This window comes from Lederbergia galactosidilytica (assembly GCF_017873565.1).
Classification (GTDB): domain Bacteria; phylum Bacillota; class Bacilli; order Bacillales; family Bacillaceae_C; genus Lederbergia; species Lederbergia galactosidilytica.
In genome coordinates, this window is sequence record NZ_JAGGKH010000013.1 from 102,543 (window position 1) to 125,972 (window position 23,430).

At 37.1% G+C, this 23,430-nt stretch carries 15 protein-coding genes and 1 pseudogene; 5 read left to right on the top strand and 11 right to left on the bottom strand.

Annotated features, from left to right (window positions below; all coding sequences use genetic code 11):
- Positions 1–100 precede the first annotated feature (100 nt).
- Positions 101–745, bottom strand: coding sequence for a YesL family protein (locus tag J2Z23_RS14420; protein ID WP_057983525.1), 645 nt, complete (start codon positions 743–745; stop codon positions 101–103).
- 283 nt (positions 746–1,028) lie between these two features.
- Here J2Z23_RS14420 and J2Z23_RS14425 point away from each other — a divergent pair, with 283 nt between their 5' ends.
- The 5 genes from J2Z23_RS14425 (at position 1,029) to J2Z23_RS14445 (ending at position 8,013) form a co-directional block, all read left to right on the top strand.
- Positions 1,029–2,642: a glycoside hydrolase family 43 protein gene (locus J2Z23_RS14425; protein ID WP_064468127.1), complete on the top strand. Its 1,614-nt coding sequence runs from the start codon at positions 1,029–1,031 to the stop codon at positions 2,640–2,642.
- Positions 2,643–3,131: 489 nt separating this feature from the next.
- Entirely contained in the window at positions 3,132–4,271 is a 1,140-nt protein-coding gene (locus J2Z23_RS14430; protein ID WP_064468128.1) for a family 8 glycosyl hydrolase, read from the top strand.
- A 469-nt stretch (positions 4,272–4,740) separates the two neighbouring features.
- On the top strand, positions 4,741–6,009 hold the full coding sequence (locus tag J2Z23_RS14435) for an ABC transporter substrate-binding protein (RefSeq protein ID WP_238456142.1): 1,269 nt from the start codon (positions 4,741–4,743) through the stop codon (positions 6,007–6,009).
- A gap of 224 nt (positions 6,010–6,233) precedes the next feature.
- On the top strand, positions 6,234–7,163 hold the full coding sequence (locus J2Z23_RS14440; RefSeq protein WP_338018434.1) for a carbohydrate ABC transporter permease: 930 nt from the start codon (positions 6,234–6,236) through the stop codon (positions 7,161–7,163).
- A gap of 13 nt (positions 7,164–7,176) precedes the next feature.
- Positions 7,177–8,013: a carbohydrate ABC transporter permease gene (locus J2Z23_RS14445; RefSeq protein ID WP_057983534.1), complete on the top strand. Its 837-nt coding sequence runs from the start codon at positions 7,177–7,179 to the stop codon at positions 8,011–8,013.
- Between the two features lie 70 nt (positions 8,014–8,083).
- Here J2Z23_RS14445 and J2Z23_RS14450 read toward each other — a convergent pair whose 3' ends face one another.
- The 10 genes and pseudogenes from J2Z23_RS14450 to J2Z23_RS14495 all read right to left on the bottom strand — a co-directional run bounded on the left by J2Z23_RS14450 (position 8,084) and on the right by J2Z23_RS14495 (position 23,359).
- Positions 8,084–8,707, bottom strand: a complete 624-nt coding sequence (locus tag J2Z23_RS14450) for a YesL family protein (protein ID WP_209974345.1) — start codon at positions 8,705–8,707, stop codon at positions 8,084–8,086.
- Positions 8,708–8,780: 73 nt separating this feature from the next.
- On the bottom strand, positions 8,781–9,653 hold the full coding sequence (locus tag J2Z23_RS14455; RefSeq protein WP_082881317.1) for a carbohydrate ABC transporter permease: 873 nt from the start codon (positions 9,651–9,653) through the stop codon (positions 8,781–8,783).
- Positions 9,653–10,567, bottom strand: coding sequence for a carbohydrate ABC transporter permease (locus tag J2Z23_RS14460; protein ID WP_057983538.1), 915 nt, complete (start codon positions 10,565–10,567; stop codon positions 9,653–9,655). Before J2Z23_RS14460 ends, J2Z23_RS14455 begins: the two co-directional genes overlap by 1 nt.
- A 41-nt stretch (positions 10,568–10,608) precedes the next feature.
- Positions 10,609–11,883, bottom strand: coding sequence for an ABC transporter substrate-binding protein (locus J2Z23_RS14465; RefSeq protein WP_057983539.1), 1,275 nt, complete (start codon positions 11,881–11,883; stop codon positions 10,609–10,611).
- Positions 11,884–12,289: 406 nt separating this feature from the next.
- Positions 12,290–12,755 (bottom strand): annotated as a pseudogene (locus tag J2Z23_RS14470) (transposase); the annotation flags it as partial.
- A 294-nt stretch (positions 12,756–13,049) separates the two neighbouring features.
- On the bottom strand, positions 13,050–16,070 hold the full coding sequence (locus J2Z23_RS14475) for an endo-1,4-beta-xylanase (RefSeq protein WP_209974347.1): 3,021 nt from the start codon (positions 16,068–16,070) through the stop codon (positions 13,050–13,052).
- Positions 16,071–16,549: 479 nt separating this feature from the next.
- On the bottom strand, positions 16,550–19,981 hold the full coding sequence (locus J2Z23_RS14480; RefSeq protein ID WP_209974349.1) for a glycoside hydrolase family 2 TIM barrel-domain containing protein: 3,432 nt from the start codon (positions 19,979–19,981) through the stop codon (positions 16,550–16,552).
- A 527-nt stretch (positions 19,982–20,508) separates the two neighbouring features.
- Entirely contained in the window at positions 20,509–21,663 is a 1,155-nt protein-coding gene (locus J2Z23_RS14485) for a Gfo/Idh/MocA family protein (RefSeq protein WP_209974367.1), read from the bottom strand.
- Positions 21,664–21,713: 50 nt separating this feature from the next.
- Complete coding sequence (locus tag J2Z23_RS14490; protein ID WP_209974351.1) at positions 21,714–22,508, bottom strand: Nif3-like dinuclear metal center hexameric protein; 795 nt, start codon at positions 22,506–22,508, stop codon at positions 21,714–21,716.
- A 167-nt stretch (positions 22,509–22,675) separates the two neighbouring features.
- Positions 22,676–23,359, bottom strand: a complete 684-nt coding sequence (locus J2Z23_RS14495; protein WP_057983550.1) for a YesL family protein — start codon at positions 23,357–23,359, stop codon at positions 22,676–22,678.
- Positions 23,360–23,430: the final 71 nt, after the last annotated feature.

Here is a 23,430-nt window from a genome sequence, read left to right on the forward strand (position 1 = left end):
TCCCCCCTTCGATTAATGATGAATCGCAGGTTCCTTAAACTTCCGATGCTATGAAGAATAGTGATTTATTAGCTAATTTGATTCGATTCTTTCCTTAATCTCAATCTATTTTCTCTGTAAATTTTCTTTGCTTTTTTTCTATACTATTAAACGCCAATAAAGCACATCCCATGATTGACGCTGCAGACAAACTAATACCAATTGAAGGTAAAAGCCCTGGAATATAATTAAATAAAAAGGCGAAGACCACTAAAGCGACCACCATCAGAATTGTTGCCAATGGACTAAAAAATCCGATTAAAAAGGCATTTTTAAAATAGCGGAAAAATTTTAAATCAAAATGGACATACACGGGAAATATATACAAAATCATAATGAAATAAATAGTGCCTAATATGACTAATCCCGCTTGCATAATATACAACATTAACCCTTGTATATTAGCCAATAATTGAAAGTCTAAATATAAGATATAACCAATGAAAAGAGTGATATAACCAATTCCATTGACCTTAAAAAATTCTTGTCTATATGTTTTTATAAACACTTTTGTTATCTGGACCTCTTGAACATCATTACGGAACCAACCTTGATAAACCGCATACATAGCCGCCGTAGCAGGAAATATACCAAATGCAATAAATCCAATACAAGTAAACACCAACCATAATATGTTAATATAAAAAATCCACATTAACCATTCTAAAAAACGATAAAATCCACCAATATTATTCGTTTTTGCCATCTTATACCTCTTCCTATATCTGTTAGCATTTTTTCAGTGCGGAATTGCCTACCATAATACCTCTTCCTATCGCAACAATTAGTTTACAATAATAAAGAGACTTCACGACTATTTCTAAATATAAAAAGTTTCTTTATTTTAACTAATGTGGTAGTCTAGCATTAATAAAGCCCTTTCTTTAATTATACTACCATTCTACCATACTTGTAAGCGCATTAAAATTATATTAAAACTTGTATGGTAATGTGATAGTATTAATAAAAATAATTCTAGAGGTGGTAAAATGGCAATAATTCGTAATCCTATACTTACAGGCTTCAATCCAGATCCGAGTATTTGTCGAGTAGGTGAAGACTATTATATTGCAGTGTCGACTTTTGAGTGGTTTCCTGGTGTGGGAATCTATCACTCTCAAGATTTGAAAAACTGGCGTTTAGCTTCACGACCATTAAATCGCTTAAGCCAATTAAATATGATCGGTAATCCCGATTCTGGGGGAATTTGGGCTCCCCAATTGTCTTACAATGATGGGAAGTTTTGGCTAATCTACACTGATGTAAAAGTAACCGAAGGCCAATGGAAAGATTCCCATAATTATCTTGTGACTTGTGACACAATTGATGGTGAATGGTCTGATCCAGTCTTTTTAAACAGCTCGGGATTTGATCCTTCTCTATTCCATGATGAGGATGGTAAAAAATATTTAGTGAATATGCTTTGGGATCATCGCGTTGGCCATCATAATTTTTATGGAATTGTTCTGCAAGAATATAATGCCAATGAGGAAAAATTGGTTGGTAAAACAGAAATCATTTTTAAGGGCACAGATGTAAAATTAACAGAAGCACCTCATCTTTATAAATGGAATGGCTATTACTATTTATTAACAGCTGAAGGTGGTACAAAGTATGACCATCAAGCTACGATTGCACGTTCCAAAAATCTAAAAGGACCGTATGAAGTACATCCTGAAAACCCGTTAATTTCATCCTTTTCCGACCCTAGAAATCCTTTGCAAAAGGCTGGGCATGCTTCGATCGTCAAAACTCATACAGATGAGTGGTTTTTAGTACATTTAACTGGTCGCCCTTTACCTCGAGAAAATCAGCCATTATTAGATCCACGCGGTTATTGCCCGCTTGGAAGAGAAACAGCGATACAAAGACTTGAATGGAAAAATGATTGGCCTTATGTAGTTGGTGGTAACTCACCATCCCTTGAAATAGAAGGGCCAAATATTAAAGAAATAAAATTTGAAAAAGATTATGAGGAGAAAGATGACTTTAATACGGGTAAACTTAATCTTCATTTTCAAACATTACGTATCCCATTAGATGAAGAGATTCTTTCATTAAAAGATAATCCAGGCCATCTACGCTTGTATGGAAAAGAATCATTAACATCAAAATTCACACAGTCTTTTGTCGCAAGGCGTTGGCAACATTTCAATTTTGTGGCCGAAACCAAGGTTGCATTTAATCCAGAAACTTTCCAACAATCAGCGGGATTGACGAATTATTATAATACGCAAAATTGGACTTCGCTCCAAATCTCATGGCATGAAGAGAAAGGCAGAATTCTCGAGCTAATGACCTGTGACAATTTTACTTTTAGCCAACCACTTAAGGGAAAGGAAATTAGCATACCTGATCATGTTGATTATGTATATCTACGTGTCAATGTCAAGACAGCTACTTACGAATATTCTTATTCCTTTGATGGGGAAAACTGGCATCTGCTTCCTGTAACCTTCCCATCTTACAAACTATCAGATGACTATATTCAGGGTGGAGGATTTTTTACAGGGGCATTTGTTGGAATGCGTTGTCAAGATACTTCAGGACAAAATAAATACGCAGACTTTGATTATTTTATTTATAAAGAAGAAATAGAATAATCTTTTCACTTCAAGTAAGCGGCTGCCGAAAAGATCAACAAACTGATCTTTCGGTGGCCCCTATTTTTTATAATTAGGTAGTTAATTACACAGAAGAACTCACTGTCCGAAGGCGATTCAGAGAGCTTCCTCCCGAAATGTCTCATATCTCTTTCTACGCCAATCACATGCAGAAAAGTGAAGCAAGCCTCTTTGACATACTCCTCCACAACAGTGCACAAAAGATCGTCCAATCTAGAAAAAATGGTTCTGGTATCCCCATATTTATCGTGAATTCTCCGCAATCAAGGAAAAAGCTTTACTAATTGCAGAACAAGTATACGGTTCTTTGCAAGCGCTTTACTTTACAAAGGATTATCTTTACTTTTCAAAGTTTTAACAAGTACGTCTTATACTATAATGAAAAAAGTAAATAAGTTTTTACCAGAAAGGAAAGACAAATCCTTAGACAACCATTTGATTAACCAGACATGTAGAGGAGGTAGAAAGGTGAAGAATAATCAAGCAATTTTACACAGCAAGGATTATCGAAACTTACTGAAGGAATATGGTTATTCTGAAACTGATATCCAAGAAAGAATAATTGAAACTTGGGATAAGCTATTTTCCGATCAATATCCAGATACACAGATTTATTATCCTGTAGGAGATGATCTAGCCTATATGCTCGATACAGGAAACTTAGATGTTCGGACAGAGGGAATGTCTTATGGGATGATGATGGCTGTCCAAATGAATAAAAGAGAAGTATTTGATCGTCTTTGGAAATGGAGTAAGAAATACATGTTTATGAAAACAGGAGAACATGCCGGATATTTTGCTTGGTCATGTAGGCCTGATGGTACAAAGCTTTCATACGGTCCAGCACCTGATGGGGAAGAATATTTTGCGATGGCTTTATTTTTTGCTTCCCATAGATGGGGGGATGGTCCAGCACCATTTAACTATAATCAGCAAGCAAAAGACTTATTACATACTTGTCTCCATAAAGGTGAAAATGGTCTAGGACAACCAATGTGGAATCTTGAAAATAAGCTTATAAAATTCGTTCCAAATGTGGAATTCTCTGATCCTTCCTACCATTTGCCACATTTCTATGAATTATTCGCTTTATGGGCTTACCCAGAGGACAGACCATTTTGGAAGAGTGCTGCTTTGGCAAGTAGAAAGTATTTAAAAATCGCAACTCATCCCGAAACAGGCTTAGCCCCTGAATATGCCTTTTATGATGGGACCCCAAACAATATTAGGGGATATGGACATTTTTTTAGTGATTCCTACCGAGTGGCTTGTAATATTGCACTAGATTATGAATGGTTTAAAGATCCAGAATGTCCAATCAAGATCAATGAAAAAATCCAGAGATTTTTTGCTGATAAAAATCCTTCAGATTATCGTAGATACACCATTGCTGGTGAAGCATTTGAGGAGAAATCTTTACACCCCATTGGTCTAATTGCAACAAATGCTATGGCTTCTCTTGCCACCTCAAGTCCTAATGCAAAAAAATATGTCGACCTATTCTGGAATACACCTATACGTTCAGGAAAACGCCGCTATTATGATAACTGTTTATACTTTTTTAGTTTACTAGCATTAAGTGGGAATTTTAAAATTTGGATGCCCTAGATTAAAGGAATGTAAGTCTCCCTTTTAAACCTTTTTAAGGGTAGTCCGAAAATAATATGGAATAAATGAGTCATAGTTTTTAAAAATCGCAAATGGAATATTCCCCCTGTCCATGGGAGAATGTCAAGTCTCCTCAAGCTTCGCCTTCAGGGTCCTACTCTTTTTACTTCCCGTAGGAGTCTCGCCTATTCCATTTGCGGGGATGGCTTATCGCTTCATATTTACCATGCGATCATCCGAATACTCTTTCAACATTAAATTACAGTATCTAATCACTAGTATGGTAATAAACAATAATCTAGTTACCCATAATTCCCTATTTCAGCCTGTATACCATATTAAGTCATAAGATACTTTATTTCTCCCTTTATTGTAAGCGTTTTATATCTATTTTACTTACTCTGCTTATTTAGATTCATAACAAAGATTATGAATTTTATAAGATAAAAAAATGAAAAGGGGTTGTCTTATGAAAAGGTTCTCTCTAATGGTGATGTTTTTAGCGTTATTTATTGGATTGGTTGCTTGCTCATCTGGCAAGGAATCTTCAGGTTCAAAGGAATCTAATGGACAAGTAGAATTAACATTCTGGCTGTGGCCAGGGATGGGAATGGAAAGTTATATAGAGCGGTATCAAGAAGAACATCCCAATATTAAAATCACGGTGCAGGAAACAGAGTATGCGGATCACCATCAAAACCTCCTTACAACACTTGCAGCTGGTTCAGGAGCACCTGATATAGCAGCAGTCGAATCAGGTTATATCGAAAGGTTTAAGGAAAATAGCCAACACTTCCATAATTTACTAGATTATGGTGCTGAGGATATTAAAAATGATTATCTAGAATGGCGTTGGAGAGAAGCCGCGACTAATGACGGATCCGCTTTGTTAGGAATTCCAACTGATGTCGGACCGATGGCAATGGCTTACCGTACTGATATTTTTGAAGAAGCGGGACTTCCGACAGATCCAGATGAAGTATCAGCTCAAATGGGAACCTGGGAAGAGTATATGGATGCTGGTCGAAAATTAAAAGAAGCAACAGGTAAAAATATGTTTAACCATGTGGTCGATTTATATGCTGCTGTTAGAGAACAAGGGGAAAAACAATATTTTGATGAAGACGGTACATTAATTGTTAAAGATAGTGATTTAATTAAAAAAGCATGGGATCTTTCAGTGGAAGGGATTGAAATTCACAATAACACTGAAAGAGAAACAGCAGAATGGTCTGCAGCAATTGCAAATGGAGATTTCGCCACGGTATTTCTTCCACCTTGGATGCTGCAAAATATTAAAAATGATGCACCTGAAACTTCAGGTTTATGGAATATTGCATTAATGCCTGGTGGGTCTGGAAACTGGGGTGGTTCATTACTCACTCTACCAGCCCAAGGGAAGCATCCTGAAGAAGCTTATGAATTTATTTCTTGGATTATGTCACCAGAAATTCAACTAGAAATATTTAAAGAAAAAGGAAATTTCCCATCAACACCTAGTGTTTATGATGATGAAGAAGTTCAAAATCTTTCAGATGAATTTTTCAATCGTGACGATATGGGAGCACTATTTTCTGAAGCGGCTAAACAAGTTAAATATGTCTACCGTGCCCCTGACACTAGTACGATTAATGGGATTATCGGTGATGCGTTGAAGACGATTGCTGATGGCCAGGCAACCCCAGAGGAGGCATGGGATAATGCCATGAATGAGATAGATAGACAGGTTGAACGTTAAGAAACGCGTAAGGCGCGTGATTAAGCGGCAAGCAGTGAACGATAAATATTTGAACAAATAAATAAGGCTGGGACATAACAAGAGCGACTGACACTAAAGACGAGAATGCAGATAAAATTCGAAGTGGATTATTTGCAGGCTCTAGCTAATGAGGAAAATTTCCTTAGGTAAGCCCTTTTGTCCCAGCCTGTTTTTCTAATATTTCATAGAGTGGAGGTATCCATGTGAAACAAGAATTGGCAACGAATAAGAGTGCTCCCATAAAAACGAAGAAATATAGCCAAAAGGCCGCAGATAGAAGATCCGGTTATTTATTCATATCTCCATTTTTCATTTTGTTTGGTATCTTTGGTGTCTTTCCATTATTATTTACAGCTTATCTTTCATTTCATAAATGGGATATTTTAGGTACAGCTGAATTTGTAGGTTTCAAAAACTATATATCTCTGTTTACAAATGACCCATTGTTTTGGAAAGCACTTGGGAATACTTTTAGTATTTGGATTTTATCTACCATCCCACAATTAATCGCCGCTTTAGTTATTGCCTTTTTATTAAATCAAGCTTTTTTAAAAGGCAAAGCTTTTTTTCGCTTAAGTATATTTATGCCCAACGTAACTTCAATTGTTGCAGTGGCGATTATTTTTTCAGCCATGTTCGGGACGCAATATGGCATCGTGAACTATGTGTTGTCCTTTTTTGGAATTGAGCCAATTAATTGGAAAGGTTCCTATGTCGGGACACATGTGGTAATTTCTGCAATGGTTATGTGGCGCTGGGTAGGTTACAATGCCATTATTTACCTTGCTGGCTTACAGGGCATTTCTAAAGCTTTATATGAAGCTGCTATTATTGATGGCGCTTCAAAAATGCAGCAATTAATTTATATAACCGTTCCTTTATTAAGACCAATTATTATTTTTACCGTTCTACAATCCACGATAGGCGGAATGCAGATTTTCACTGAACCTTTACTATTTGGTAAAGGGGGCAATAATCAAGGGTTGACGATGACACTTTATTTATATGAAGAAGCCTTTACAAGGTTCTCATTTGGGTATGCGTCAGCTATTGCATGGTTATTATTCATTATTATTATTATCTTCTCACTTACTAACGTCATGCTCACTAGGAAAATTAATTCAACTGATTAAGGGGGCAGCCATTTTGAAACAAGTCGGGGAAAAAAAGTTACCACAAATCGTTTTATATTGCTTTATTACTTTTAGTGCGCTTATTTCAATTTTTCCGTTTTATTGGATGTTCGTAATGGGGTCCAATACAACGAGTGATGTAAATAAAATCCCTCCAGTTGTTTTACCTGGAGCAAATTTCATAAAAAATGCTCAGATTGTCTTTGAACGAATTGACTTTTTTGGAGCCATTTGGAATTCTTTGCTTATCTCCACTGCTGTAACGGTGTCCGTCTTATTCTTTAGCTCTCTAGCTGGATTTGCATTTGCTAAATTGGAATTTAAAGGCAGGGATTTTATGTTCATCTTTTTACTTGCTACTATGATGATCCCGCCTCAGCTATCGCTTATTCCTAACTTTATGCTTATAAGTAAATTAGGCTGGGTAGATGATGTGAAAGCAGTCATTGTACCGGGAATGGTATCAGCATTTGGGGTTTTCTGGATGAGACAGTATATCTCATCTGCTGTCCCGTATGAATTAATCGAAGCCTCGAGAATTGATGGGTGTAGTAATTTTAGAACTTACTGGAATATCGTCATTCCAGCAGTCCGTCCAGGTTTGGCTACTCTAGGTATTGTGACATTTATGGGAACATGGAATGATTTCTTATGGCCACTCGTTGTTTTAAAAGACCAGGCCTCTCATACAATTCAAATTGCCTTAAGAACACTGAATGATGTCTATTTCACAGACTATTCGATGATCCTTGCGGGAACATTCCTAGCAACGATTCCAATCTTGATTGTATTTATAATATTTAATCGCCAATTTATCGCTGGTATAACAGATGGCGCTGTAAAAAATTGATTTATCAAATTTAAAAATTAACTAAGGACCCTTGAAATTAAATTACTTTCAAGGGTCCTCTAAACAGAATTTATTGTCTTGATAATTGTGTCTGTTGCTGTTCATATTCAATTTTTTTAAACGCCTGATACCCAAACCACATTAGATTTAAGCTAAACAAACTAAAACAAAGGAGGGGGATAAGGCCAGAAAAATACCAGTATAAACAAAAGATAACGACACTACCAATTATCATCATAAGCGTTGAAGAAAGTTGCGAAATACCGATAAGTAAAGCATATTTGAAATACGCAAAAAAGGAGATTTTATAGTGAACATACACAGGAAAAAAGTTTAATAAAGTAATGAGATATAATAAACCTACACAAAATAACACAGCAAGAAGGATTTGAAATATGAAATGAGAAGATGTCTTAAAAAAGATAATATCCATTCTTAAAATATAGCCTACCACTAGGAATATTAGACCAACTAGATTTGACCTTAAAAATTCTTGCCGAAAACTATTCCAATAGATTTTATAAGCTGGTTCTCTTTCATTTCCCATAATCCACTGCCGTAAAAGAGTAAATAATCCGACCGTTGCTGGCATCACTCCAAAAATTCCAAGCCCTAATAGGGTGAAAAACATCCAAAGTAAATTGGCGTATACTAGTTTGATCACCCATTCCCCCGCTTGGTACACTACCTTCATAAGTCCATTTAATCGCATGATAACTCACTCCTTCCATAAGTAACTAACAGTGTTTTTGTCATCCCTTGCCTTATTAGCCTTTCACTGCTCCAATCGCGACACTACCAATAATTCGCTTGGAAAACAGCGCAAAAACAATGATGATTGGTAGGACCGATAACGCTACCCCTAAATACTGCACACCGTAATTTGTACCATAGTAACCTTGAAGCAGTTGAACTAACAATGGTAGAGGATATTTTGAATTGGAAAACAGTAAGACTAATGGTCCAATAAAGTTATTCCAAGAACCAATAAAAGCAAAAATACCCAATGCTGCCAATGCCGGTAAAAGCATAGGCAAAACAATCCGATTAAACGTTTTAAATTCACCGGCTCCATCTACCCTTGCTGATTCCATAATTTCATCTGGAATGGTTCCATCAATAAATTGTTTGACAAAGAAAACAGCAAAAGCATTAGCAGCCGCCGGTAAAATTAAAGCAGCATATGTGTCCAAAAGATTTAAAATATACATAATCCTGAAAGTGCCCACAAGCCCCAGCTGCTGGGGAACCATCATTGTTGCCAATACAAACCAAAACAACACTTTATTTCCTTTGAATTTATATTTAGCAAATCCATATGCATTTAAAGCCCCAAAATAAAGCGTAAGTGCTGTTGAACATGTTGAGATGATTAAACTATTCAAAAATCCACGCCATATATTAATGTTCTCATTCATCGATTGATAATTTTCAATCAATGCATGTCCAGGTAAAAAGATGAATTTAGAAGCAATATCTGCGTTTGTATGTGTACCGTAAATAATCATAATGTAAAAGGGAACAATACAGATAATGGATAAACAAATAAGTAAAGCATGGATAATGATATGACTTGGTTTTATCTTTTTAGAATTTCGTAGTGGTCGTCTCACTTGTGCTTGCACTACCTTTTGTGCCATTATTTATGCCCTCCCTGAATATTTTCGGTATTTGTTCGACGTTTCGTAATCGCAAAGGAAAGAATCGAAAAGATTACAATCACAATAAATAATCCGAATGCAATCGCTGATCCATATCCATATTGATACCTTGTAAAGGCAGTCTCATATAAATACATTACGCTTGTTAAAGTCGCTTTATCCGGTTCACCTGTACCATCGGTTAATGTATATGGTTGATCAAATATTTGCATCCCACCGATGATGGAAGTAATAACTTGGAAAATAATAATCGGCCTTAATAGCGGTAATGTAATATGAAAAAAGACTTTCACTTTGGAAGCGCCATCAATTTCAGCAGCTTCTAGTAAATCTTTAGAAATACCTTGAAGACCCGCAATATAAATGATCATAGAGTAGCCAAAATATTGCCAAAAAAGAATAGATGAGACAAGTATTCTCATAAAAATCGGCTTATCAGCCCAATGTATTGGATCCTGAATAAAGCCAAGACTCATAAGAAATTGATTAAAGCTCCCTGTTTGCCAACTGAAAATCAATCCAACCAAAAGACCTAATGAGGCAGCTGTGACGATATTCGGAAAGAAAAATACGGCTCGAAAAATACTTTTTCCCTTTACAAATTTCTCATGTAAAATGACGGCAAGTACTAAACTAACGGTTAATTGTGGGATAACAGAAACTCCCCAAATAAGTAGTGTATTAAACAATGATTTATAAAAGAAAAAATCGCCAGCCAGTCGTTGATAATTCCCGAGACCGACTAAGACTGGAGTACCAAATCCATCCCAATCGGTAAAACTTAAATAGAAAGAGTATACAATTGGATACAATCCGAAAATCAAAAAAATAATAAAAAATGGGGCGATAAATACATACCCATAATGATCCTTTCGTAATACTTTTGAAAACATACTCCATCCCCCTTTACCGAAATATATAACCCGTTCATCGCTTAATCCACCTCAAGTTCAGGAAAATTATGTCCAACTTCCATTTTGAATGACTCCAGCATTTCTTCTTGCGATTTGTATCTCCCATTCAAATAATTATTTACTTTATCACTCCACAGTCCATTAATATCATTGTCATACTTTGATTGTGGAGCAGATGGAACTTGTTCTCCCGCCTCGACAAAAAATTCAAAGTATTTTTGTCCGCCAAGAAATTCAGATGTCAACTTTGGGGCCAATTCAGAGTCTATATTTTTATTACTGAGAAAATATTGTTGAGATTCGGCTAACTCCTTTGAAAATTCAGAGTCAGTCGTATAAAACTTCATAAATTCCCAGGCTAGATTCTTATTTTGGCTATTGTTGTACATCGCTAAAAACGTACCCCCACCACTAAATGATTTCGGGCCATGGGCTAACCCCCATTTACCGGCAGTTTCAGGTGCATTCTTTTCAAAAATATAAGGGAGCCCCCATGTCGGTTCAGCATAAAACATGACAGATCCCTTTTGCATGGAAGCTGTCCATGCTGGCCCCCATGCTTCATACTTTGCCTCCACATTCCTTTCTCTTGCTTCCTTTATTAAATCCAATTCATTCAAACGGACGGAATCGATGACAAGCTTTCCATCGACGACCCAAGGCTCTTCAATATTCGAGCTTTCTACAATATCGATATCACTCCAGCTAGATAAAGCGTGAACCTCTCCATTACTCTCTTTGAAAACCCTCTCACCAATATCCATAATTTTATCCCAATTATTAATCATCTCGCTTACTTCATCAGGATCATCTGTACCTAAGTATTCTTTTGTTAAGTCTCTACGATAATAAAAAGCACCTGGGGTTCCCTGATAGCCTAATCCCCTCACAATCCCATCTTCATCTTTTTCGATATCTTGAATATACTGAAATTGCTGTTCAAGTATCTCTTCAGCATTATAGGGAGACTGTGACAAATTTTCTAAGCGCGGTATTTCCTTAATTTGTGGCCAATACGTATTTTCCACAAAGAATATATCAGGAACATTTTTCTCTACCTGCAAAACGGAAATCAACTTTTGAACGTAATTATCACTTGTAATAAAAAGAAGATTAACTTTTATATCCGGATTTCTTTCTTCAAATTTTTCAACCGCATACTTGGCCTCATCCGTAAACGTCCAGATAGTCAATTCCTGCTTTTTTGTATTGGATGTTGATGATGTACACCCTGAGAGAATAGAAACAAGGCTTAAAATAACAATTGCACATAGAAAGAAAAGGTTTTTTCTCATTTTTCTTTTACACCACCCTATCAATAAGTTAACTTTCTTTAGTCGCGGTTCTTGTTATACCTTCGTCACCTCCTAAATGCAATTTACTTAAGGAGTGTCCACTTCATTTACTAGTTTATATGTTAAGGAGCATCGATCGAACTAAATGGATAACTTTACAAATTTTACTATTATAAAATCCTATTCTATTTTTTTACAGATAGAACCAGCTTAATAATAAGGAACTTCTTTCCGCTATCTTAAGCGGAGATTTTTTTGAAGGATTCTATTGTTTTGTTAATAAGATATGGATTCTTTGAACAAGAAAAGCTTGGTAGTTATTTACTACCAAGCTTCAGAGTGTAGACAAAAGGTTTGTCCATCGCATGCCATGCTTTTCTTTTGCATCGGCAAAGACACGCTCAATCGTCTCTTTACGAACAACCTTCTTCTCAAACTTTCTTTTATTCGCGCTGGCTTTCACATGGGTCGAATCAATAAAGACATGGTCGGGGCTGAGAAGCCCGCGGCTTGCCACCTCGTTTAGAACTTTATTGAAGATCTGCTCGAATAGGTCTGTATCTGCAAATCGACGCACATAGTTTTTTCCGAACGTGGAAAAGCGAAGAACCTCTGTATGAAAGACAAAGCCAAGGAACCAGCGATATGCCACATTTGTTTCAATTTCCTTGATTGTCTGGCGCATGGAACGGATGCCAAAGGTATACTGAATGAATGTCATCTTGATCAGTACGACAGGATCTATGCTGGGTCTCCCAATGGTTGAGTAAAGATCATCGACTAATGGATAGATAAAGGAGAAATCAATAGCCGCATCCAGTTTGCGCACCAGACAGATAGTCTTGAGGAACCAACTGCTCTATTGTCAGCATTTCCAGCTGTTCGCGTTCATTAATTTGATTCTTCTCATCATATCCATCACCTCATTCAGTTAATAGAAAATACCGTTGATTGGAGCGGAGAGCGGCGACTCCAGCGGGAACAGCGCGAGCTGAAGACCCTGGACTGAGCGCAGCGAGGGAAGCGGCTGAAGCCGTGCCCGCGGAAAGCGTCCGCTCGCAGCGGAAATCAACCTTTCTAGTTTTATCACTATTTTAAAAGAAAAAAGACTGTAGGCAAACGCCAAAATTCATGGTGTTTGTCTACAGTCTGAAGCTTGTTATTCCTTATACATTTCTTCTTTGAATAATAAAAAAAGCGGAACATCCTCCTAGTAACATAACGAAGCCTAAAAATAACCAATTAAATATATTCGTTGCCGTATTAGGAAGTAGGCTTCCATCCTTTGTAGCGGTAGAACCACCGCTCTTCGGGGTCCCTTTTTGAATATCTTCATCTTGTGTTTTACCTTGCTCTTTTCCGCTCGGTGATTGACCTGATTCTTTACCATCTGTTGTTTCATTAGGCTCTGTTCCACCCGGCATTTCATCTGGGTCCTGATCGCCTGGGGTTCCTTCTGGATCTGTTCCACCTGGCGTTTCTTCGTCTGGTGTTTCAGCTAGTCCTTCAAGTGTCAGAATACCGAATACTGATGGATCTTGATAGCCCACACCTGTTGTGTCATTCCATGTGGCTATGCTTTGACGTGAACCAGCCTGGGCATCGTTGATTTGTACATCAAAACCAATTTGCATATTATTTTCTGGAGTAACCGTTTTAAATGGAATCTTCATTTCAACTATGTAACCATTTCCCGATACATGAGTTGCGGATGCGAAACCATCTTCAATACTTTCAGGATTAAAAGTAGTCTCGTTTTCAAAATTGACTCTATATTGGCCATCGTCCTTTTCGTAAAATGATGTCTTTGCATTATTTTCATCCAGAAATACCTCAACCGAATCTTGCTCATAGGCTTCAGGATTTGATTGATCAAGGCTGGAATCACTAACCTGAAATAATACGTACAAGTTTTCCTCATCCCAAAGAGCTTTAGCTATTCCATTGGCACCATGCCAGGCTGTCTGATAGCGTTGAATTGGAAGTGCAGAAGTCTTGTTCCAGACCTCATCGATCGTTCCATCTATTACAGGTGTACCAAACAAAGCAGTTTCATAGTTCACCTCTCGTTCACTTGTTCCATGTTCTTTCATAAATTTGTCCGGATCGATGACAGCATAATAAGCCGGTTTGGCTTGCATATTTCGATCAAATAATAGCGGACTTTGCGCTGCTCTCCAACTTGTTGCATCATTCAATCCCCAAAATGTAACTCGAGAAATATGATCGGCATATTCTTTATAAATTTGAAATAGTTGTGCATATAAATACCCTTGTGCATTCGCTTGTTCCTTGGTAAGCTCATTGTCAGCTCCGGCAGTAATATCAAGTTCTGTCACACCTACCTCAACACCTAGAGAGATAAATTTCTCTAAAGATCGTCTCACATTTTCTGGATTGGTATTTAAATTATAATGACCTTGCATCCCAATACCGTCAATCAGGATATCCCCATTATGTTCTGCTGCATAGTTTTCATTGATTTCTTTTACCATTTGATAAATGGCTTCGGCTTTGTTTTGATTATCATCATTATAATCATTGTAATAGAGCTTGATCTCCCAATCTTTTTCATTGATTACTTCTTTTGCTATTCTAAAGGCCTGTTCTATATAATCAGAACCAATCGCTTTATACCATCCTGATTGACGTAATGAGGCTTCCCAATCAGAAGGATTTGTTGGATTGTCGTTCATTGCTTCATTGACAACATCCCAGGAAATGACATTTGGTCCGAAATGCTCGACAACAGTTTTGACATGAATTCTTAAATTTTCAAGTGCCTCTTTCCTACTTAATGGAGCACCATTTTCATCAACATATAACCATTCTGGTGACTGTTGATGCCAAACAAGCACATGACCATGCACTTTTAGTCCCTCAGCTAAAGCCTTGTCAACAAGAGCATCTTCAGCAGTAAAATCGAATTCTCTCTGTTCATTGTAGGCATAGCTTGGTTTCATCGCATTTTCTGCTGTCACGAGATTATGATGCCCCTTAAGTAGTTCAAGTCGACTTCCCTCCAGATCTGTCGTTGATACGGCATTTCCAATATAGAAATAGTTTTGATAAACATCCCGGATTGCGGTTAAATCCTCGTCAATATCAACAGGGTCTGACTCCATAAGTTCAAAACGGATGTCATCAATATAGAAAGCTGCCGTACTATTGTTAGTACTTTCTATATAAATGGTTACATATTCATCACCGACACTGCTATAACGATAAGTTCCTTCAAGTTGTACCCAACCATCTTCTCTACTGATTGTTTTACCTTGAAGATTATTATAGCTTGCACCGTGACCCTCACTTCCTACCTGTGTCGATAACTGTAACTGTGCACTTTCAGGAGAAATCAACTTGATCCAAGCCGAAATATTATACTCCTTTCCCTTATCAATATATGACTCTACTCGTAATGAGGGGCCATTCCATTCTTTAGTTCGATTTTCTACTTTCAGTGCATACTTCCCACCATCTGTATGATTTTCTTCATCTGTGATAGTCAGGGTTTCTGTATCTCCTCTTCCCGCAAAGCCAGCTAATGATTGATCTTCAAAGGTAATGGTTGTGAATGTGTCTGGCGCAGGTCTCTGCTCTTCTGGTTCCTCTTTATCCTCTACACTAACCTGCTCTGTAATAAGGATCTCCCCAATATAGAATGGGACCGTCTTTGCTTCATCGTTAGATTGGATACGTAAGGATGTATCTTCACCAGTATCAACTGTATACTGAGCTGTCATCGTAAATGCTTGACCAGCTATAAAATCTGCACTAGCTAATAAAGGATAATCTCCTGATGGAATCTGTACCCATGCTTGCCCCCCTTCTGGAATACGTTCGCTTTCATCAACATAGCCATTCATAGTAAAGGTGTACGTTTTTCCTTTTTCCATGCCGATATCGTTAAATTTAATATCCACACCATCCCAATTATTCGTTCTCCCGCTTATATGGACTGCTTTTCCGTCATCATTGCCTGTAAAAGTAACATCAGAAACTGTCTCCAATTGTGCATTACCTGCCTGTAAAACAATCCCTAGACCTTCGGCAAAGGTTTCATGAAAGATCCGATTTGTCTCTACCTCCTGCTCTTCGGCTTCTACAACCTGCAGGCCCTGTCCTAGTTGTATGATTAAAATAGCGATAAGTAATGATGAAACAGTTAATTTTAACCTTCTTCTCATTTTTCGAATTCCCCCACTTATAAATTTCATCACCTTTTTAGTAAACGCTTACATTTTATATTAATAGACCTCCTCTCAATCTAGTATTATAGCTTGTCCTCAAAGGAAATTAACCTAGCTAAACTAAAGATTATACTTTAAAAACTAAAGAGATTTCCATGAGTTTAAACCGTCTGGAGCTGTTCACGAGCTATCAAGCTTGAAAGACGAGTCGTCGACACAAATACATCGAGCCAAAGGAGCATTTTAATCGAGATGTGCAGCAGGGATTTCATGCGATTAGCTATTTTTTTATTTTCCACAATATCGAGTGGACAATTTTCAAAAAAAGAGGTTGGGATATAATTAAAATGTTTAGCATCAAAGACGAACGGTGCATTACCATAGCCAAGTATATTTCCGGAGCAGGTTATATGCACTTAGTAGTTCGGTTTTTCTTTGCTGAAAACACTTTTGTCCCAACCTCTTTAAATTCCTTCTTATTTTTCAAAACGGAACCAAGCAAAATCGAAGTGACTTCCTGGTAAAAATATAAAAGTAACTTTTTGACTTCCCGTTATTTTTTCAAGTTCAAATATACGCTCTTCGTATTCGTCAGAATGTATGAATTCTACAATTTGCTGACTACTTTCCTCTTCGTTAGCAAAGCGGATATGAATCGTATTTTTTTCTATCGGAGAACGACCACAGATCACGAGCTTTGTTGCACCTTCATTAGTAAAATCCAATTGTTCAAGTTCCAAGGACACATTATTTCCGATCCCTTCCACACTTTTCTCTGTTATGTTAAAGGCATCTCCATATATTTGATCACATTGTGTTGCTTGAATTCTTTCAAAAGCTCTGTTCTTTTTTTCAAATGAGAAGCCTTTAATATGAACTTTTTGTTGCAGAACAAAGCAAATGGATGTAATCCCAGACAAACGTTTGTTGAGGAGATATGTTTCTTCTTGATATACATTCCATTTGGATTCCTTTTGGTAAATCACATCTGCTAATCGTTCACTGTCCTCCTCATTAGGCATTCCTTCCCAAATTTGCATAAAATATTCTTCATTGGACAGGGCAAAGATTGGGATAGTAATCGTATCAGAACCTTCTCTCCCAAAATCGATGTCATGAAATCCTATCTGTGTTTCGCCATCTCGACTTGTGGCAACTCCGCGCTCATTCCCATTTCCTACTTCTCCTTTGCTATAGTCATACAATCCTGCGGAAATAAATCCATATGGATCTTTATAGGCAGTGCCAAGTCCTGTAGCCTTAAACTCAAGCTCAGAAATAAGTTTCGTTTTATCGCTGCCATTTTTGCTTGTACAGCGCAAACGAAATTCCCCGTCTCCCAGAGCTATTAACTTTGCTTGATGACCATTCGCTTCTACTTGAGCAATATTGGAAGTTATGCCGACATCATTAACTACACTCCATTCAACCCCATGATATGAAGTATTTTCTGGATGCAATTTCACTTGCACATCGATTTCTTTCTTTGTTTCGTTCAACACTTGTCCTGCATCACTAATAATTTCAATCTTTCGTAAAGGGATTTCTTTATCATTCCCGAGCACACATGGTAAAGTTTGATTTTCCATATTCGCAGAAACCCTTGCAACGGTTTCAACTTGACTAGCAATAGACTCAAGTTCTAACGTTTCACTTGGCAGACCGTGTGAAGTAACCTCAATTTGAACCTTCCCTGGTTTACATGTTGAGCCAATAATCGCCATAAGCTTTCCACTAAATAATCTCCTACTCGTTCCTTTATATGGGTCGTAATCAGTACTATCCCCATTATCCAAACCAAGCAGGCGACCGGCACCCGCAACACTAACTGTGACACGATTATTAGCATTTTCAACTGGATGATCATTTACATCTTTTACATTAATCTCCACAAACAGCAAATCAGTACCATTAGCTATCAGTTGTTCTTTGTCGGCAATCAAACTAATTTTCTTCGCCTCACCAAAAGAATGTCTTACATCCGTTGCAATCACTTTTCCATGCTCATCATAGGCAATGGCCTTTAACTCTCCTTGTTCATATGGAACTTTCCACCAAGCGACAAGCTCTGTTCCATGTTCATGGTCGATATCATGCATACCAATCGAGCGACCATTTAACTGCAATTCTACTTTCGGGGCATTCGAACATACACGTACATCAATGATCTGACCTTGATTAAAATCCCAATAAGGAAAGATATGAACCATTGGCTTTTCCTTATAATCTGTCCATGCTGCTTGATAAATATAATAAGCGTCCTTCTTAAATGTAGCCGTATCAATCTGACCAAAATATGAGTTCTTTGTATGATAAGGTGTTGGTTCACCAATATAATCAAAGCCTGTCCATAAAAATTGACCAAGGGAGAATGGCGTATCCCTCTCTGCCAAAATACAAGCTTCTGCTGATTTTGCTCCCCAACTAGTTGAACTATTGCCAAGCGCTGAACATTGCTCATCATCATCTGCTAGAATTGATTTTTCGTAAGGAAAATGATAGATCCCCCTACTTTGTACGACAGAAGAGGTCTCACTCCCGTAAATGATCCAATCTGGATGTTCTTGATGGTGCTGTTCATAATATTTTTCTGCATAATTATAGCCAGCAATCTTAACGAGGTCCGCGCATTTCTGTGCATTTTCCCATGGCATATAATTTGAACCAATTGTTACAACTGCATTCCTCTTGGGATCATATTCGTTTACATAGTCCATTAGCATTTTAGTCATTTCCTGTCCCCTGTCATCCGCATGTGTATCATAAATTTCATTGCCGATACTCCACATTAACAAACTAGGGTGATTGCGATCACGCATTACCCAACTTTTTACATCTCGTTCTGCCCAATCTGGAAAAAATCGGGCATAATCATAAGGAGTTTTTGGTTTTTCCCACATATCAAAAGCTTCTGAGACGACTAGGAAACCCATTTCATCTGCTAATTCCATCAATTCTTTAGCAGGCATATTATGGGCTGTTCGAATAGCATTTACACCCATTTCTTTTAAAATCTCAAACCTTCTTCTTAAGGCAACTTTATTAAAAGCTGCACCCAATGCTCCTAAATCATGATGTTCACAGACACCATTTAATTTCATTTTCTGCCCATTTAGTTTAAATCCTTCTTGCGAATCTAAAACAATATGACGGAACCCGATATTTTGTGAAATTGATTCAGTTACCTTTATCACTTCAGCATCTGCTCCAACTGTAGATAACTCTGTGTGAAGTTGATATAAATTAGGATCATCTATACTCCATAGCAATGGATTTTCAACATAAAATCTCTGTTGAATTCGGTGGATTGAATCATTTCCAGCCTTAATAGTTTTAAGCGTTTTTTTAATCTCTTGCCCTTGATATAAAATGGTTTGAGTGAGAGAGGCATTTTCTTTTATATGTACGTCAGTATCAATATCAATCTGCCAGCTATCTCGCATTTTCTTTGTATGTACATAAATCCCGTCTGTTTTAATATGATTTTTCTCTCTTGTCTTTAGCCACACATTTCGGTAAATACCTGCACCAGAATACCATCTACTATTCGGACTTTGATAGACAACTTTTACGAGTATTTCATTTTCACCTTCGACGATTTGTTTCGTAATATCGTGTTCAAAGGAGGAATATCCGTATTTCCATTCCCCTGCAAACTGTTGATTCACATATACAGTGGAATCCATATAAACCCCGTCAAAATATAAAAGTGTCTGTTCACTATCCCCTTTACGCATAAATTTTTTTCGATACCAACCAATACCATTCTCATAGAGATCTAATGTATTATAGATGAGCCAATCATGAGGAAGATCAACCGGTTTAAAATTTAAATTCGTATGATCCGTTACTTCCAAACCGCTCTTGGCAAATTCCCATCCTTCATTAAAAAGAATTTTTTTATTCATATTCGCTATATATCCTCATTTCAATTATATTATTCAATTATAACAGCTTCATCCATCAATATTATGTAGTAGAAAGCTGTAGATAACATTACAAACACTAATTTACTAGTAGATAGAACGAGAGAAACAGCATCGTAAGCCCTCTGAGCAAGGCGCCAAGCAAATGTTCTGAGCCATAATGAGGCACTATTTGCCTTTCTTTGGCTCAGATTATTTCATGGAACATCGGCCCAGCTCCCCACGTCCACATGTCTTCGCCACTGAAATCTCGTCCTGCGAGCCTTGGGCCGATGGCGCCTGGAGCTAGACATTGCCTCGGTATCATGCAAACTATTCACAAGCCAATAATTTTATAATTTCCTATACGAGGACAAGAGCCAAATTTACACTGTCTAGTGGAATTGTGCTCAACTTCCTACAAAGGCTCATCAACTACGATTTTCGTTATACACTAACCAACATGCTAATTTAGAGTACGATTAATCAGTTTACTATTACTCCTTCTTTTTCCAGAAGTTCAAAATGTCTTATTCATAATTTCCACCTGTCGTGATTTCATTACTGGCGAAGTTCTCAATGGATGCCGTTTTTTCATAAAAATAAGTGGCATTCTTCAAAATGCCTTCTCTTGTATAGAATGGACTATCTTCCTCAAGTGGAAGTGTCTCTGTTTTTCCAAGACTAGCAGACTGATAAATAGCTGTAATTAGTTCCAAGGTTTTCCGTCCCTGTTCTCCATCAATTAAAACGCCTTTATTCTCTTCAATCGCAGTTAACACATCATCAATCTGTCCCGCATGCCTCTCGTATTTCAATGTAGGGAGTTGTTCGTATATTTTTTGAATTTCCGTTTCTAAACTTTTATCATTTTCAGGGAAGCCATTTTCCTTTGAACTAGAAGCTTTTAATTTCCAGGGAGCTGATACACGTGCATTTTTGCCTTGGAAAATTAATTGTTGTTCCTCACCGTGATGGACAACTGAACTTGTAATTTGTGCGAGACTTCCATTCTCGTATTTTCCAATGGCAATCGATAAATCTTCTACTTCTGCATTATCATGAGAGGTATTGCTTGTAATCGCTGTTATTTCTGCGGGCATTCCATTCATCCACTGAAATAGATCAATATGGTGGACTGCATGATTTAATGTACAACCGCCACCCTCTTTTTCCCATGTGCCTCTCCACCATAAATCATAATAACTATGCCCTCTCCACCAATAAGAATCCACTTGTGTATGAACGATCGGGCCCATCAATTTTGTATCCAGCACCTTTTTCAACTTCATCATCGGAGTTGTAAACCGATTTTGGGCAACGATGGATAAAATTCTTTGGTTCTTGTAGGCCGCTTGATTCATGGCATCACATTCTTCAAGCGAGGAAGCCATTGGTTTTTCAACTAAAACATGCTTGCCAGCTTCTAAAAAGTCTATGGCAATCTCCGCATGTGTATATGGTGGCGTACAAACGGATACAAGGTCAATATCTTCTCTCTCCAATAGAGCTTTGTGAGTGTCTACTACATCAGCTGAAAGTTGAAACTGTTCCTTTAGTTTTTGCGCTTTTTCAGGAAATGTATCACATAAAGCAACAATATTACACCTTTCAGGAAAATTTAAATAGCCATTAATATGAGCTGGAGCAATAGCCCCTGTCCCAATAACTGCAATATTTAACATAGAAATAAACTCTCCTTTTCCCCGTTTTGGTTTAGCTTGAGCTTTCATCATTAAATCATTTGAAAAACTGGTTTCTCGTCGATAAAATGTACTGGGGTCCTTGGATACATTGATTGAATTATTTCTGCTAAATATTCCATCCCCGCTTTTTCACTTTCTGCATGACCAAGTAAAATTAATCCCCGATTTCTTCCTTGCTGCAAAGCATCTCGCACATATTCTGGTGTTTCCCATTCTGGCCCCTCCCCTGTTATAAGTAAATCAAGCTGTTCGCGCTGATATAAGGGAATAGCATTCTCTCCTCCTCCCCGATAACCAACTGATATTCCGATCCGTTCGCACAGCAATGACAAATCTCCAACAACGCGTACATACGGAATATTCAATTTTTTCTTTACATATTTGGCCAATTCTCCTAATTCCATAGGTGGAAAAGTGAGAATAGACTCAGTGGTATGATGTTTTACAACATGAGGTTCCCAATTCAATTTTCGTAATAATCCTAACATAATTCCATCTGGCTGATATAAATGAATTGTGTCATGAAAACGGAAAATCGCCATTTGGGACTGCTCAATCAGTCTCTTTTTTTCAAGATAAACAGGGTCATTTAGCCATTGATCTTGCTTACCATGATGGCTATAATAAATTCCTTCATGAGTGATAAGTAGGTTCACATTTAAATCTATCGCTTTTCTGATGACATTATGTGTGGCAATAAAAGCTGTTGCGATTCCTGAAACTGCAACCTCTTGTTTCCCCGATGTCAGCATATCTACCGTTTCTCTTAATTCAGGAACAGACTCTGTTAATTTCTCGATTATATTTTGTATGGTTATGTCCATTCTACGATTACCTCTTCCAAGAAATAATCATCTATATAAGGATATGTCAAACTTCCTTCATATAGATGTTATAAATCCACCTTTCTTTTCTCAAACATAGGAAGTGATCCAAATGGCCCGTTTGAAAAACGGAGTTATATAATCTTTATCTTCACTAAACAGTCCAGCTACTTCGTATAGTTTATTTGAACTTCCTCCATTACCTTCCTGCTATTCAATGTTAACAAGTAACTTAAAATGCTTGCGATAAATAAGAATAAAAAATCTGTCGTAATAAACATTAAAAATACGGCAATAATCAGAATCCCAATATTTCCAGTCGTTATTTTTATCTGCTTAAAGCTAAAATAAATAGATAACTTATATGTATCTCTTATCCTAAATTTATATTTAGCTGTAATAGGGAATACATAAAGGAGGACACCTATTAAGAAACCAAGACCTACTAAAAAAACAATCGCCATTATTTGATTAAAAGTAGTATTCTCTTGATAAAAATATTGTAAATCCATAATAAGAATAAAGATTGCAGCAAGCAATGGTAACCAAACCTTTAACGTGTCTTTAAAGTTAAGTTTATACCCATAGAAAAAGTCTTTAGTAGGAGAAATTTCTCCCTCTTGAATTAATTTATCCATTACAAAACATAATGCCGTAATAGCAGGTCCGGTTGGAATAAGAGCTATGAAAATAAGAATCATATTTGAAAAAACAGGTTCTAATGTCATGAAGGCAATTAAAAAAATAAGATTGCATAAAATAAAGTAAATATTAGTTAATGCGAACCAATAAATATAATTGGAAATGACAAAGAAAATTCCTTGACCAAATGCTTTAGGTTGTTTATACATGCGGTTCATCCCTTTACTATTTATTAGCAATGAAGGTTTTCCTTAGGAGTTTCCTTAAAAAGTAAGTTAGA

What these genes read in the sequence shown, in the direction of transcription:
- J2Z23_RS14450 (WP_209974345.1), bottom strand. Translation starts at nt 8,707, where the DNA reads ATGAAGGTAGTGTACCAAGCGGGGGAATGGGTGATCAAACTAGTATAC.
- J2Z23_RS14465 (WP_057983539.1), bottom strand. Translation starts at nt 11,883, where the DNA reads ATGAGAAAAAACCTTTTCTTTCTATGTGCAATTGTTATTTTAAGCCTT.
- J2Z23_RS14460 (WP_057983538.1), bottom strand. Translation starts at nt 10,567, where the DNA reads ATGTTTTCAAAAGTATTACGAAAGGATCATTATGGGTATGTATTTATC.
- J2Z23_RS14490 (WP_209974351.1), bottom strand. Translation starts at nt 22,508, where the DNA reads ATGGACATAACCATACAAAATATAATCGAGAAATTAACAGAGTCTGTT.
- J2Z23_RS14420 (WP_057983525.1), bottom strand. Translation starts at nt 745, where the DNA reads ATGGCAAAAACGAATAATATTGGTGGATTTTATCGTTTTTTAGAATGG.
- J2Z23_RS14485 (WP_209974367.1), bottom strand. Translation starts at nt 21,663, where the DNA reads ATGTTAAATATTGCAGTTATTGGGACAGGGGCTATTGCTCCAGCTCAT.
- J2Z23_RS14455 (WP_082881317.1), bottom strand. Translation starts at nt 9,653, where the DNA reads ATGGCACAAAAGGTAGTGCAAGCACAAGTGAGACGACCACTACGAAAT.
- J2Z23_RS14435 (WP_238456142.1), top strand. Translation starts at nt 4,741, where the DNA reads ATGAAAAGGTTCTCTCTAATGGTGATGTTTTTAGCGTTATTTATTGGA.
- J2Z23_RS14495 (WP_057983550.1), bottom strand. Translation starts at nt 23,359, where the DNA reads ATGTATAAACAACCTAAAGCATTTGGTCAAGGAATTTTCTTTGTCATT.
- J2Z23_RS14425 (WP_064468127.1), top strand. Translation starts at nt 1,029, where the DNA reads ATGGCAATAATTCGTAATCCTATACTTACAGGCTTCAATCCAGATCCG.
- J2Z23_RS14480 (WP_209974349.1), bottom strand. Translation starts at nt 19,981, where the DNA reads ATGAATAAAAAAATTCTTTTTAATGAAGGATGGGAATTTGCCAAGAGC.
- J2Z23_RS14475 (WP_209974347.1), bottom strand. Translation starts at nt 16,070, where the DNA reads ATGAGAAGAAGGTTAAAATTAACTGTTTCATCATTACTTATCGCTATT.